General features: G+C 63.5%; 13 protein-coding genes and 1 tRNA gene. 10 read left to right on the top strand and 4 right to left on the bottom strand.

The genetic code is table 11. The annotated features are described in order from the left end of the window. Positions 1-12: 12 nt before the first annotated feature. Both rpmA and rplU read right to left on the bottom strand, forming a co-directional pair. On the bottom strand, positions 13-273 hold the full coding sequence (rpmA, locus tag ACQY8B_RS02670) for a 50S ribosomal protein L27 (protein ID WP_081267930.1): 261 nt from the start codon (positions 271-273) through the stop codon (positions 13-15). Positions 274-285: 12 nt separating this feature from the next. After that, a complete protein-coding gene (gene rplU / locus ACQY8B_RS02665) occupies positions 286-597 on the bottom strand; it encodes a 50S ribosomal protein L21 (RefSeq protein WP_057592097.1) in 312 nt (103 codons plus the stop codon). A 183-nt stretch (positions 598-780) separates the two neighbouring features. On the opposite strand from rplU, the gene ACQY8B_RS02660 reads away from it, so the two are divergent. From ACQY8B_RS02660 to ACQY8B_RS02615, 10 genes are all read left to right on the top strand, one after another. After that, entirely contained in the window at positions 781-1,773 is a 993-nt protein-coding gene (locus tag ACQY8B_RS02660) for a polyprenyl synthetase family protein (RefSeq protein ID WP_422089139.1), read from the top strand. Positions 1,774-1,824: 51 nt separating this feature from the next. Next, positions 1,825-1,901, top strand: a tRNA-Pro gene (locus tag ACQY8B_RS02655). A 113-nt stretch (positions 1,902-2,014) separates the two neighbouring features. After that, entirely contained in the window at positions 2,015-3,748 is a 1,734-nt protein-coding gene (gene pilB / locus ACQY8B_RS02650; RefSeq protein WP_422085277.1) for a type IV-A pilus assembly ATPase PilB, read from the top strand. A 26-nt stretch (positions 3,749-3,774) separates the two neighbouring features. Continuing rightward, positions 3,775-5,004, top strand: coding sequence for a type II secretion system F family protein (locus tag ACQY8B_RS02645; RefSeq protein ID WP_422085276.1), 1,230 nt, complete (start codon positions 3,775-3,777; stop codon positions 5,002-5,004). After that, positions 5,004-5,969 (top strand): prepilin peptidase, encoded by a 966-nt coding sequence (locus tag ACQY8B_RS02640; RefSeq protein WP_422085275.1) that lies wholly within the window; start codon positions 5,004-5,006, stop codon positions 5,967-5,969. Before ACQY8B_RS02645 ends, ACQY8B_RS02640 begins: the two co-directional genes overlap by 1 nt. Before the next feature lie 11 nt (positions 5,970-5,980). Then, complete coding sequence (gene coaE / locus ACQY8B_RS02635; RefSeq protein WP_422089138.1) at positions 5,981-6,589, top strand: dephospho-CoA kinase; 609 nt, start codon at positions 5,981-5,983, stop codon at positions 6,587-6,589. A 69-nt stretch (positions 6,590-6,658) separates the two neighbouring features. Continuing rightward, positions 6,659-8,152, top strand: coding sequence for an MBOAT family O-acyltransferase (locus ACQY8B_RS02630; protein ID WP_422085274.1), 1,494 nt, complete (start codon positions 6,659-6,661; stop codon positions 8,150-8,152). Position 8,153: 1 nt separating this feature from the next. Beyond that, positions 8,154-9,188 (top strand): hypothetical protein, encoded by a 1,035-nt coding sequence (locus ACQY8B_RS02625; RefSeq protein ID WP_422085273.1) that lies wholly within the window; start codon positions 8,154-8,156, stop codon positions 9,186-9,188. Positions 9,189-9,218: 30 nt separating this feature from the next. Then, a complete protein-coding gene (gene zapD / locus ACQY8B_RS02620) occupies positions 9,219-9,974 on the top strand; it encodes a cell division protein ZapD (protein WP_422085272.1) in 756 nt (251 codons plus the stop codon). Then, complete coding sequence (locus ACQY8B_RS02615) at positions 9,971-10,180, top strand: DNA gyrase inhibitor YacG (protein ID WP_422085271.1); 210 nt, start codon at positions 9,971-9,973, stop codon at positions 10,178-10,180. The genes zapD and ACQY8B_RS02615 overlap by 4 nt, the downstream gene beginning before the upstream one ends. 11 nt (positions 10,181-10,191) lie before the next feature. On the opposite strand, the gene ACQY8B_RS02610 is transcribed toward ACQY8B_RS02615, so the two are convergent. Then, positions 10,192-12,165 (bottom strand): acyltransferase family protein, encoded by a 1,974-nt coding sequence (locus ACQY8B_RS02610; RefSeq protein ID WP_422085270.1) that lies wholly within the window; start codon positions 12,163-12,165, stop codon positions 10,192-10,194. An 18-nt stretch (positions 12,166-12,183) separates the two neighbouring features. Beyond that, positions 12,184-14,148 (bottom strand): acyltransferase family protein, encoded by a 1,965-nt coding sequence (locus ACQY8B_RS02605; protein ID WP_422089137.1) that lies wholly within the window; start codon positions 14,146-14,148, stop codon positions 12,184-12,186. Positions 14,149-14,215 lie beyond the last annotated feature (67 nt).

Genomic DNA, 14,215 nt, shown 5'->3' with positions numbered 1-14,215 from the left:
GTGACTCGAGGCTTACGCCGCGGGCGTCACGTTGACCGTGTGCTTGTTCAGTGCACCCTTTTGACCGAACGACACGTGGCCGTCGACCAGGGCGAAGAGCGTGTGGTCCTTGCCCACGCCGACGTTCACGCCGGGGTGGAACTGGGTGCCGCGCTGGCGCACGATGATCGAGCCTGCGCTGATCAGTTCGCCGCCGAAGGCCTTCACGCCGAGCATCTTGGGCTTGGAATCGCGCCCGTTTCGCGTTGAGCCGCCGCCTTTTTTCTGTGCCATGGAATCTTCTCCTTAGCCGGCGATCGCGCCGATTTGCAGTTCGGTGAACTGCTGGCGATGGCCTTGACGTTTCTGATAGTGCTTGCGACGGCGCATCTTGAAGATGCGAACCTTGTCGTGCTTGCCGTGCGACAGTACCGTGACTGTCACCGTTGCGCCGGACACCAGGGGCGTGCCGACCTTGATTTCAGCGCCGTTTCCGACAGCCAGAACCTGGTCGATCACGATTTCCTGGCCTACGTCCGCAGCAATCTGTTCTACTTTAATTTTTTCGCCGGAAGCAACGCGATACTGCTTGCCGCCGGTTTTTATGACCGCGTACATGTAAACCTCTTAGAAATTGAGTCCCCGCGGCGAATTCCGCAGAGCCCAAGATTATAGCGCGGTTTGTGTTCGCTAACCACCCCGCCCCTGGCACGCTGCCTGCGGAAGGTAACGGCTCCCTATAATTTGCGCGTCCCGGCCCCTGGGCCGCCCTTACTTTCAGCAGCGCTCCGCGCCTCCGCTTTGCCAGTTCCCGCCGCCGACACCACCCCCACCGCCACCGTGCTGGACCTGATTGCCGGCGACATGGTCGAAGTCGATCGTGTCATCGCCCGCCGCCTCGACACAGGTGTGCCGCTGGTCAGCCAGGTCTCCAAATACATCATCTCCGCGGGCGGCAAGCGCCTGCGGCCGGCGCTTCTGCTGTTGATGTCAGGCGCGCTGGGATACACCGGCGAGCAGCGCTTCAATCTGGCGGCAGTGGTGGAGTTCATCCATACCGCGACGCTGCTGCACGACGACGTGGTCGACGAATCGACCCTGCGCCGCGGACGCGCAACGGCCAACGAATCGTTCGGCAATCCGGCCAGCGTGCTGGTCGGCGACTTCCTCTACTCGCGCGCCTTCCAGATGATGTTGGACGCCAACAACATGCGCGTGATGCAGATCCTGGCCGAGGCGACCAACGTGATCGCCGAAGGCGAAGTGCTGCAGCTGATGAACATGCACGACGCTTCGCTGGATGAAGCCGCCTACCTGCGCGTTATCCGCTCGAAGACCGCCAAGCTTTTCGAAGCCAGCACCCGGCTCGCCGCCGTGCTGGCCGGCGCCACGCCCGAGGTCGAGGAAGCCTGCGCCACCTACGGGCAGGCGCTGGGCACCGCCTTCCAGGTGATCGACGACGTGCTGGACTATGCCGGCGACGCCAACGAGACAGGAAAGAACGTCGGCGACGATCTGCGCGAAGGCAAGACCACGCTGCCGCTCATCTTTGCGATGCAGCGCGGAACGCCTGCGCAGAGCCAGCTCGTGCGCGCCGCCATCGAGGCCGGAGATACTGCCCAACTGGGCAAGGTAGTCGAGATCGTTCGCGAAACCGGGGCGCTGGATGCTTCCCGCGAAGCCGCTGCTGCAGAGGCACAACGAGCAATTCATGCATTGAATGGCTTTCCGTCCAATTTGCACGCTTCAGGTTTGCTACAATTAGCGGCTCAGTTGCTTGAGCGACGTGCCTGAACACCTCACCTGAGTTGACATCTAGGACGACTTCTCTTTTCTTGCAACCATCGGGGTGTAGCTTAGCCTGGTAGAGCGCTACGTTCGGGACGTAGAGGCCGGAGGTTCGAATCCTCTCACCCCGACCAGCCTTTGGCTGGCATAAATAAATGGCCATGCCTGTTGCTGTGTAGCGATTTACAGCACAGGAGTGTTCAGCGATGATCGTGAAGCACTTTTTCACATCTTTTGCATTCGCTGAATGGCCGCTGCCGAACTTCCAGTCAAAGAATCCGCGCAGATAGCGCTTCCAGGGCTCGCACGCGCCCTGGTTTCGGCCGGCAAGCTGGCCGCCAAGACGGCGGAAGACATCTACCAGAAGTCACTGAGTGGCCGCACCAGCTTCATCGCGGAACTGACCGGCACGGGCGCCGTGTCGGCCGCGGACCTTGCCCATACCCTTTCCAGCGCATTCGGCGCCCCGCTGCTCGACCTCGACGCCATCGACCACCAGCGCCTGCCCAAGGACCTGCTCGACCCGAAGCTCTGCCACGCCTACCGCATCGTCGTTCTCAGCAAGCGCAACAACCGGCTGATCGTTGCCACGGCCGACCCTTCGGACCAGCAGGCGGCGGAGAAGATCAAGTTCGCGTCGCAGATGGGCGTCGACTGGGTCATCGCGGAATACGACAAGCTCTCGCGCATGATCGAAGCCGCCGCCGTGAGCGCGGCCGAGACCATCAACAGCATCGTCGGCAGCGAGTTCGAGTTCGACGAAGTCACGCCCGACACCTCTGGAGACGCCAACGAGCAGGCGATTGCCGAAGTAGAAGACGCGCCGGTGGTGCGGTTCCTGCACAAGATGCTGCTCGACGCCGTCAGCATGCGGGCATCGGACATTCACTTCGAGCCCTACGAGCACAACTACCGCGTGCGTTTTCGCGTCGACGGCGAACTGCGCGAGGTCGCCAGCCCGCCGACCGTCATCAAGGACAAGCTCGCCTCCCGCATCAAGGTGATTTCGAGGCTCGACATCTCCGAGAAGCGCGTGCCGCAGGACGGCCGCATGAAGCTCAAGATCGGCCCCGACCGCGTGATCGACTTTCGCGTGAGCACGCTGCCCACGCTGTTCGGCGAGAAGATCGTCGTTCGTATTCTCGACCCCAGCAGTGCGCGCCTGGGCATCGATGCGCTGGGCTACGACGCCGACGAGAAGGCGCGGCTTCTGCATGCCATCGGCCGCCCCTACGGCATGGTGCTGGTGACCGGCCCGACGGGCTCCGGCAAGACGGTGTCGCTCTATACCTGCCTGAACCTGCTGAACCAGCCGGGCGTGAACATCGCGACGGCGGAAGACCCGTCTGAAATCAACCTGCCGGGCGTCAACCAGGTCAACGTCAACGAACGCGCGGGGCTGACTTTCGCCGCCGCGCTGCGCGCGTTCCTGCGGCAGGATCCCGACATCATCATGGTCGGTGAAATCCGCGACCTCGAAACCGCCGACATCTCGATCAAGGCGGCGCAGACGGGCCACCTGGTGCTCTCGACGCTGCACACCAACGACGCGCCGACCACGCTCACGCGCATGCGCAACATGGGCATCGCGCCGTTCAACATCGCATCGAGCGTGATCCTGATCACCGCGCAGCGCCTTGCGCGGCGGCTGTGCACCGTCTGCCGCGCGCCCGCGGACGTGCCGCGCGAAGCCCTCCTCGACGCGGGGTTCCAGGAAGAGCAACTGGACGGCAGCTGGAAGCCCTATCGCCCCGTCGGCTGCCCGGCATGCAGCGGCGGCTACAAGGGCCGTGTCGGCATCTACCAGGTGATGCCGATCTCTGAGGCCATCCAGGAAATCATCCTGCGCGACGGCAGCGCACTCGACATCGCACAGCAGTCCGAGAGAGAAGGCGTACGCTCGCTGCGCCAGTCCGGCCTGCGCAAGGTCATGCAGGGCCTGACTTCGCTCGAAGAAGTCGTGGCCTGCACCAACGAATAACGCACACACTGAAATCCGGAGATCGAATGGCAACAGTGGCATCCTCCCGCTCCCAGCCCACACACAAGGAATTTGTCTTCGAGTGGGAAGGCAAGGACCGCAACGGCAAGCTGGTGCGTGGCGAACTTCGGGCCGCCGGCGAAAACCAGGTGCAGGCTGCGTTGCGCCGCCAGGGCGTGCTCGCTTCGAAGATCAAGAAGCGGCGGATGCGCTCGGGCAAGAAGATCAAGCCCAAGGACATTGCCATCTTCACGCGACAGCTGGCAACGATGATGAAGGCCGGCGTGCCGCTGATGCAGTCCTTCGACATCGTCGGGCGCGGCAACGCGAACGCGAGCGTGGCCAAGCTGCTGAACGACATCCGCAGCGACGTGGAAACGGGTACGTCCCTTTCGGCGGCCTTCCGCAAGTTTCCGAAGTACTTCGACAATCTCTACTGCAACCTGGTGGAGGCCGGCGAGGCCGCCGGTATCCTGGAAGACCTGCTGGACCGGCTGGCCACGTACATGGAAAAGACCGAGGCGATCAAGTCCAAGATCAAGTCGGCCCTCATGTACCCGACTTCGGTGGTCGTGGTGGCCTTCGTTGTGGTGGCCATCATCATGATCTTCGTGATTCCGGCGTTCAAGCAGGTGTTCACCTCGTTCGGCGCCGACCTGCCGGCACCCACGCTGTTCGTGATGGCGATCAGCGAGTACTTCGTTTCGTACTGGTGGCTCATCTTCGGCGGCATCGGCGGCGGCGTTTACTTCTTCCTGCAAGCCTGGAAACGCAACGAGCGCTTCCAGAAGGTCATGGACCGTGTGCTGCTTCGCATCCCGATCTTCGGCGCACTGATCGAAAAATCCTGCGTGGCTCGCTGGACCCGCACGCTGGCAACGATGTTTGCCGCCGGTGTGCCGCTGGTGGAAGCTCTCGACTCCGTGGGCGGCGCCTCGGGCAACTCCGTATATGGAGACGCCACGGCCAAGATCCAGCAGGAAGTCTCGACCGGCACCAGTCTCACGGCGGCCATGACCAACGCCAATCTCTTCCCCTCGATGGTCATCCAGATGACCGCCATCGGCGAGGAATCCGGCTCCATCGACCACATGCTCGGCAAGGCCGCCGACTTCTACGAATCCGAAGTGGACGACATGGTCGCGGGCCTTTCGAGCCTGATGGAGCCCATCATCATCGTGTTCCTGGGCACCATCATCGGCGGCATCGTGGTCTCGATGTACCTGCCCATCTTCAAGCTCGGCCAGGTCGTCTGATGCTCGTTTCGCGGGAGATCGACACCGCTTTCGCCGGTGTCCTGGGGCTATTGATCGGCAGTTTTCTCAACGTCGTCATCTACCGCGTTCCGGTGATGATGTATCGGGACTGGCTGTCCGAGGCCGTGGCCAACCTGATGTCGTCCAAGGACATGCCGTCGCTCTGGTCGCTGGTCTTCGGGCCGAAAGCCGCGCCTCCGGCGGGGCTCGAGGCGGCGGCCGACAAGGCGGCAACGGCCATCGAGGCCCTGCCCCCCTTCAACCTCATGCGCCCGGCATCGCGCTGCGGAAGCTGCGGCCACGAGATCCGCTGGTACCAGAACATTCCCGTGCTGAGCTATGTGCTGCTGCGCGGCCGCTGCGCATCCTGCAAGACGAGGATCAGCCCGCGCTACCCGCTGGTCGAGTTGATCACCGCCGGGCTCTTTGCCTTGTGCGCCTATCGCTTCGGCATCACCCCCGCAGGCGTCCTGTGGGCCGCGTTCGGGGCGCTGCTGGTGTGCCAGTTCCTGATCGACTTCGACACCCAGTTCCTGCCCGATTCGCTCAACTACCCGCTGCTGTGGCTAGGCCTCGTCGGCGCGGCCATGGGCTGGACCGGCGTCTCGCTCAACGCCGCCGTCTGGGGCGCGGTGTTCGGCTACCTGAGCCTGTGGCTTGTGTACCATGGCTTTCGCCTGATCACGGGCAAGGAAGGCATGGGCTATGGCGACTTCAAACTGCTCGCCGCGCTGGGAGCTTGGCTGGGCGCCGACTACCTCATCGCGATCATCCTCGTCTCGTCGCTGGTGGGCGCCGTGATCGGCCTGACACTGCGCTTCGCCGGCAAGCTGGCGCACAAGGACATCCCCATCGCCTTCGGCCCGTTCCTGGCCGGCGCGGGCCTGGTCTGCCTGGTGGCGGGTCCGGAGCTCGTGAAGCAGTGGATCCCGTTCGCGTTCCCGCTGGGCGCGCTGGTGCATTGACCGGCAAGGCCATGGTGCGGCGCATCGGGCTGACAGGCGGCATCGGCAGCGGCAAGAGCACGGTCGCCGCGCTGCTGGTCGCGCAGGGCGCGGTCCTGGTCGACACCGACGCCATCGCGCGCTCGATCGCGCAGCCGGGCGGCATCGCCATGCCGGCCCTGGAGGCCGCCTTCGGCCCCGGCGTGATCGCACCCGACGGCGGCATGGACCGGGCCGCCATGCGCCAGATCGTGTTCGCGGACGCTGGCGCCAAGACCCGGCTCGAATCCATCCTGCACCCGCTGATCGGCGCGGAAACCCGGCGCCAGGCCGCGGCGGCCGGCCCGGATGCCGTCGTCGTCTTCGACGTTCCGCTGCTGGTCGAGTCCGGTCGCTGGCGCGCCATCGTGGACCGGGTGCTGGTGGTCGACGCCCGCGAAGAGACCCAGCTCAAACGGGTGATTGCCCGCTCGGGGTGGGCACCCGAGGCGACCAGGGCGGTGATCGCCCAGCAAGCCCCGCGCAAGGCACGCCGGGCAGCCGCGGACGCCGTCATCTACAACGACGACCTGACCCTGGAGGAACTCGGTGCGCAGGTGCGGGGTCTCTGGGAACGGTGGGTTCGGACGGGCACGCGATAATTAACGATTGACGCCGCGACGGCTACACGACGATCACGTCAAACGGCGCACGCCTCAGCGCCCCTCACGATGCTTTTCAATTCGTACCCTTTCATCTTTGTATTTTTCCCGCTGGTCCTGATCGGCTTCTTCCTGATCGGCGCGCGCAGTCCCCGGTCGGCGGCGGGTTTCCTGGCACTGGCCTCGCTCTTCTTCTACGGCTGGTGGAGCGTCAAGGCGCTGCCGCTGCTGCTGGGGTCGATCTGCATCAACTACTGGTTCGGCCTGCGGCTCACGCCGTCTCCCGGCCGAGAAGACAAGCACCGCAAGGCCCTGCTGATCATCGCGCTGGTGATCAACCTGGGTGTGCTGGCCATCTTCAAGTACGCCAACTTCTTCCTGGAGAACATCGACGCCGGCCTGGCCGCCGCGGGCTTCTCGCAGATCGACCTGGTGCACATCGTGCTGCCGATCGGCATCTCGTTCTACACCTTCACGCAGATCGCCTTCCTGGTCGACTGCTGGCAAGGCAAGGTGCACGAGCGCAGCTTCATTCACTACGTCCTGTTCGTGACCTACTTCCCGCACCTGATCGCGGGCCCCGTGCTGCATCACGCGCAGATGATGCCGCAGTTCAACAACCCGGCCACCTACAAGATCAACGCCCGCAACCTGGCGCTGGGGCTGGGCATCTTCGTCTTCGGCCTGTCCAAGAAGATGCTGATCGCCGACCCGCTGGGCCAGTACGCCGACATGATGTTCAAGGGCGTGCACGAAGGCGTGCTGCCCTCGCTGTACACGGCCTGGTTCGGCGTGCTGGCCTATACGCTGCAGATCTACTTCGACTTCTCCGGCTATTCGGACATGGCCGTCGGGCTGTCGCTGTGCGTGGGCGTGCAGCTGCCGCTCAATTTCCGGTCGCCGTACAAGTCGACCAACATGATCGAGTTCTGGCGCCGCTGGCACATCTCGCTGTCGACCTTCCTGCGCGACTACCTCTACGTGCCGCTGGGCGGCAACCGCAAGGGGCCGGCGCGCCGCTACATCAACCTGTTCCTCACGATGCTGCTGGGCGGCCTGTGGCACGGCGCGGCCTGGACCTTCGTGATCTGGGGCGCGCTGCATGGCGCCTACCTCATGGTCAACCACTTCTGGAACGCCAAGGTGCGGCGTGGCAAGACCACCAGCACGGTCCTCGGACGCGTGGTCGGATGGTTCATCACTTTTGTCTGCGTCATGATCGCCTGGGTCGTGTTCCGCGCCGACAGCATGTCGGCCGCCATCGAGATCTACAAGGGCATGCTGGGCATGCACGGCGCGCCCGTTTCGGCGTTCAGCGAGTTCAAGGTCCCGTTCCGCAAGCCGGAGTTCTTCCAGACCATCCTGGCCGGCCTGGTGATCTGCCTGGCGCTGCCGCCCACCATCACGCTCGACCGCTGGATCCCGAACGTCGCCGGCCTGGCCGGCCGGCCGCACCTGCAGCGCCTGGCCACCTGGGTCACGGGCCTGGGCTGTGTCTATCTTTTTGGCCTGTGCCTGTCGAAGTTCGGCAGCTACAGCCCGTTCCTCTATTTCCAGTTCTGACATGGAAGACACGAAATCGGCCAAGGTTTGGCTTCGCATCTTCGCCGCGGGCTACCTGGTGTGCTGCGCACTGCTGCTGACCAGCCTCTTCACACCCATTCCCTATGGCGACCTGACCCGCATCGGGCGCATCTCCGAGCGCGAATTCGGCTGGCACGAGCCGCCGCCGCCCATTCCGGATGCTGACGTCAAGACCTGGCCGATCAACGAGTCCGACATCCTGGTGATCGGGGACAGCTTCTCGGTGCGCTACGCCTGGCAATCGGCACTGGTGGGCGCGGGCTACAAGATGACCACCACACACTGGGACAACCTCGGCGGCGTGGTGTGCGGCGATTTCTCGGGCTGGCTCGAAAAGTCCGGCTTCAAGGGCAAGGTCGTGATCATCGAGAGCATCGAGCGGCTGCTCGAGGACCGCATCGAAAAATCCGAGTCGTGCGGGACCATGAAGCACGCCTTCAAGCCGACCCCGCCCCCCTTCGAAAACCCGGCCAAGCCCGCACCCGGCTTCCAGCTCAACTGGGACGCCGAACTGCTCAGCGGCTGGTACACGTACCACAACACCAGGGCAATCCTGGCCTCCGACAGCTGGACCAACACGCCCGAGCGCTGGGGCCCGCTGATCGACGCGCGTGTCGTGCCCGACGGCTGCAAGCAGTTCAGCCACCACGCCTGCAACAAGCTGCTGATGACCGCCGAAGACCGCGTCAACCCGGCGCTGTCGGTCAAGTCGGCCCAGTTCATGAAAAACTTCGAGGCCACCGCGGCGCCATACAAGGTCGTCTGGATGGTGGTTCCGAACAAGAGCACGGTGTATTTGCAACAAAACCATGCCGACGAGTTCAGGGCCGCGTTCAACCCGCAAAATATCGGGCCGGACCTGTTCGCGCTCGCGGAGCAGAACCGCTTCAAGGTCATGGACCTTTTCCCCGCCAACGAAACCCATGTCTCGACCCGCGGATACATTCTTTTCGGTCAGCGTATGCTGGAGGCTGTGCGACAAGTGTTTCCGCCACCGGCAGCCAAGTCGCAATGAGCTCGAACCTGACGTGAAAAAACGATACGCGTGATCCTTTACGAGTACCCCTTCAACGAGCGCATCCGCACCTACCTGCGGCTGGAGCACCTGTTTCGCCGCCTGGGCGAGCTGGTGCCCGCTGAATCGCCGCTATCCCACCACTACGCCCTGATCACGATCTTCGAGATCATGGACGTCGCCGCGCGGGCCGACCTCAAGGCCGATGTCCTGCGCGACCTCGACAAGCACAAGAGCGTCTTCAACAGCTACCGCGGCAACCCGGCCATTGCCGAAACGGTGCTCGACCAGGTCATCGGCCAGCTCGAGCGCAACTTCACCACCCTCAACGGCGTGGCCGGCAAGGCCGGGCAGGCGTTGACGGAAAACGAGTGGCTCATGAGCATCCGCAGCCGCGCCGGCATTCCGGGCGGCACCTGCGAATTCGACCTGCCCGCCTACTACGCCTGGCAGCATCGCCCGCCGGCCAGCCGCCGTGCCGACCTCGAACGCTGGTCGAACACGCTCTCGCCGCTGGCCTCGTCGATCTACCTGCTGCTCAAGCTGCTGCGCGACGCCGACGTGCCCTACAAGGTGATCGCCACCAACGGCCAGTTCCAGCAGAACCTGCCCCAGGGCCGCAGCTTCCAGTTGCTGCGCCTGCGCATCGACCCCAAGCTGGGCCTCATTCCTGAAATCAGCGGCAATCGCCTCATGGTGTCGGTGCGCCTCATGCGCCACGACAAGGACGACCGCCTGCATCAAAGCTCGGACGACGCGCCTTTCGAGCTGACCCTCTGCGCATGACCGGCGTGAACGACAAAGGCGAGCGGATCGTCCGCTGCCCCACGTGCGGCGGCGACAGCATCTACGCGCCAAGCAATGCCTACAGGCCGTTCTGCAGCGCACGCTGCAAGGGCATCGACCTGGGTGCCTGGGCCAGCGAGGAATTCAGGATGGCGGCCGAGGCACCGCCGGACGAAGAGCCTTTCGGCGATCCAAAGATCCAATAAGTACGCGCAGGCTATTTCCCGTTTGCGTCTTCGTTCAGGAGCGCCGGATCGATATACGTCGCGAAGCTGCGTGTGTATTTGGGCCGTAAGTGACCGATGTCCTTGTACGCCGGGGAATCGTCGTCCGGCATGCTGCGGATACAGGCGCCTGAGGCACAGAGGCTGGCGAAGGGCTCGATGACCCGCGCGCCGTTTTCCAATGCCAACCGCTTCAACCGCGCATTGAGTTCCGCCTGATCCTGCGGCACCGGGGCCGTGAGGCGCCCGGACGACGCTGTCATCGTTCCCAGGCGGCTGCCCTGAATCTGCTTCAGCGGATCGAAATCCAGGCCCACCGGGTTGCCCAGCACTAGATAGACCTTCTTGCGCGCCGAGAGCCGCTTCAACACCTCGCCTAGCGATTTCAACGAAAGATCTACACCGTCCCCGTTCACGAGCGGATGCACGGCTTTGCTGTCGTTCAGAAAGTAGTTCACGAGGAGGCCAGTGCCCGTGAAGTAGCAGCTCCAGCAGGCGCCGAGCACGACTGTGTCGATCTGCGGCTGCAGCGCCAACTCGAGCACCGCTGCTCTCCGCTCGTCGCAGTCGGCGCCGGCGTCGAGCCGGGAGAACAACCCCGGCACTGGCGGACAGGAGCCTTTCGTCGCGAAGTAGACGGTGCGCGCCTTGGCTGGCTCAGTGCGCACCAGTTCCAGGGCGCGGGGCGCATATTGCTCGACATGGCTGTCCCCGATCAGGAGCACGTTGTGCTTTCCCTGGCCGGTGCGGTAAACGAATTGTCCGCCCAGTGCATCCTCCTGAAAGCCGTCGTAGTAGTTGTCTTCTTGCGTCGCGTCCGCCACGGCTTGCAGCGCTTGGCTGCCGTTGCGGGGGGACGGTATTCCCAGAAAAACCAGCACGCCAGCCAGTGCCAGCGCTGCGCCGCCGCCCGCCAGGCCGCGCAGCAGCCTCATCGACAGATGAAGCTTGACAAAGCGCTCAACGAATCTGTAGGTCCCCCATCCAAGCACGATGGCCGCAACGACGAGCACCACGCGCAATTCGAGCGAGGGCTCCCCTCCTTCAATGATGCGCGCGTACGACAATAGCGGCCAATGCCACAGATAAAGCGGATAGCTGATCAGCCCGACCCACACCATGAGGCGGTTCGACAGCAAATATCGGTTGAGCACACCGTTTGGTCCCGCTGCGATGCAGCTCACTGCACCCAGCACCGGCAGCAGCGCCCACCACCCTGGAAACGCCTTCGTGCTGCGCGTCATTGCCAGGCCCAGCACGATCAGCCCCACGCCAACGATCGATTGCACATGCCTCGCCCACGACCGTGAGTGCGCCGCCCCGTTCGCAGCCTGGAGCCGCATCGCCGCGAGCAAGCCGCCAGCCATCAATTCCCAGGCACGCGACAGCGGCGAATAAAAGGCGGCCGCACGATGCGGCTGCACCGTCAGCACATTGACCAAGAAAGAAATCGCCGCCACCGCCAGGGTCACGCGCAGGATGGGCCAACGCTTGCGCCAGGCCAGCCCCAACAGAAGCGGCCAAAAAATGTAGAACTGTTCCTCGATGCCAAGCGACCACAGGTGAAGAAGCGGCTTGGTCTCCGCAGTGGCGTCGAAATAGCCGGACTCGCCCAGGAACACCAGGTTGGCGAAGAAAGCGGCACCGCCCGTGATCTGCTTGCCGAGTTGCGAAAATTCCCCCGGCAACAGCACATACCAGCCGAAAGCCAGCGTGGCCAGCAAGACAAGCACCAACGCAGGGAAGATGCGCCTGATGCGTCTCGCGTAGAAATCCCGGTAGCTGAAATCGCCGGCCGCCAGCCCCTGCAGAAGAATGGTCGTGATCAGGAAACCCGAGATCACGAAGAAGATGTCGACTCCGATGAACCCCCCGGGCAACAGGCTCGGGAACGCGTGGTAGACCAGCACCGAGCCCACCGCGATGGCGCGCAGGCCGTCAATGTCCGGGCGGTACTTGGGATGCATTGTGAAATCGGTCCTTGGCTACCTGGCAGGCCGGACTGGGTCGCTCTTGCGCAGCACTCGATCGACGTAGGTGGCGTGGTCTCGCGTGAACTCCAGGCGAAGATGGTCCCCGTCCTTGTACGAAGGATCGCCATTCGGCATGGTTCGCAAGCACTCGTTGTTCTTGCATAGGGCGGCTACTGCATTGATGGGCTCCGCACCGCTTGCAGCCGCGATCTCCAGCAGCCGGTCGTTGAGCTGCTTCTGGTTGGCAGGAAGCGGTGCCGTCGGCGTGGTCGGCGCGGCGGTAATGTGCCTCAGCCTGTTGCCCTGGATCAATCGCCTTGGCGTGAAATGCTCGCCGCCTGGATTGTCCAGCAGCAGGTACACCTTCTTTTTCTGGGACAGATCGCGCAGAAGTGCCTCCAGCGAAGCGAGAGATCGGGCAATGCCGTCTCCGTTCTGGAAAGGATGTACCACGCCATCGGAGCCACGGAAGTAATAGTCCACCGCTCCCGATTCAAGAAAGTAGCAATTCCAGCAGCCACCGATCACGACCGTCTTGATCTGGGGATCGTAGGCAAAGGCCAGGGTCTTGTTGCGCCGCTCCGGGCAATCGACATTCTTGTCCGCAAAGACACCGGGCACCGGCGGGCATGAACCCAGAGTCGCGAAGTAGGCGGTGCGTGTGTCCTCGGGGAATGCTTGTGTCACGGCCAGTGCCCGTGGCGCGTACTGCTGCACATGGCTATCCCCTACAAAAAATGTATCGGCCGCGCCCGCTCCAGCCTTGTAGACCCGCTGGTCACCGACCATCTCCCGCGTGAGGCCGTCGTAGTAGTCGGCATCCACCGTGGCATTGGCCACGGCCTGGAGTTGCGCGTTGCTGTTGCGCGAAGAAGGAATGCCGAACGCAATCACTGCGCCCGCTGCCGCCAATGCGAGCATGGAGACCACCAGCCCCCGCAAGACCCCCGTGGTCTGCCGGTGCCTGACGAAGCGCTCGACGAATCGATAGGTCGCCCAGGCCAGCACTACGCTGCCGATCACGGCGGCGATTCTGGCGGTCACCGAATGATGGAGCGGATCATTTTCGACAAGCCGGACGTACACCAGCAGCGGCCAGTGCCAAAGGTACAGCGGATAACTGATGAGTCCGATCCATACCACCACGCGGTTGGAGAGCAGGTACCGGTTCAGCACACCTGTCGGCCCTGCAGCGATGCAACTCATTGCACCCAGCGTAGGCAACAGCGCCCACCAGCCCGGGAACGCCTTGATGGCGCGGATCATCACCAGCCCCAGCACGATCAGCCCGATACCGAGCACGGATTGCAGGTGGCTGCGCCAAGGAGCGTGGCTTGGCGGCCGCAGTCGCATGCAGGCCAGAATGCCCCCGACCATCAGCTCCCAGAACCGTGAAGCCGGCGAATAGAACGATGCCGTCGGGAAGGGATGCACCGTCGCGACATTGACCAGCAGCGAGATGGCCGCAATTCCCGATATCACGCGCACGATCCGCCACTGCCTGCGCCAGGCAAGACCCAGCAGCAACGGCCAGAAAATATAGAACTGCTCCTCGATGCCCAGCGACCAGAGATGCAGCAGCGGCTTGGTCTCCGCTGCCGTGTCGAAGTAGCCCGCCTCGCCCCAAAAAACCAGATTCGCAACGAAGCTGGCCCCGCCGACCGTCTGAGTGCCGAGTTCGGCGAACTCATCGGACAACAGCAGGTACCACCCGGCGCACAGCGTAACGAGCAGCACTATGGCCAGCGCTGGAAATATGCGCCTTACCCGTCGTGCGTAAAAGTCCTTGAAGCTGAAGTCGCCCGCCGCAAGGCTCTGCAGAATGATGGTCGTGATCAGGAAGCCCGAGATCACGAAAAAGATGTCAACGCCGATGAACCCGCCCGGCAGTACGCTCGGGAACGCGTGATAGAGCACCACGGACGCTACCGCGACCGCACGCAAGCCATCGATGTCTGGACGGTACTTGGGGTGCATCAATCAGTCGAGAGGTCCATTGAATATCCGGGTGTCATGCCTCCATCTTTCAGATTAGAAAGAAGCG

Origin of the sequence: Variovorax sp., from assembly GCF_965279555.1 — a bacterium.
In the GTDB taxonomy this organism is placed as follows: domain Bacteria; phylum Pseudomonadota; class Gammaproteobacteria; order Burkholderiales; family Burkholderiaceae_C; genus Variovorax.
The sequence above is the reverse complement of the archived record's forward strand: the minus strand, read 5'-3'. Positions and strand labels throughout refer to the sequence as shown.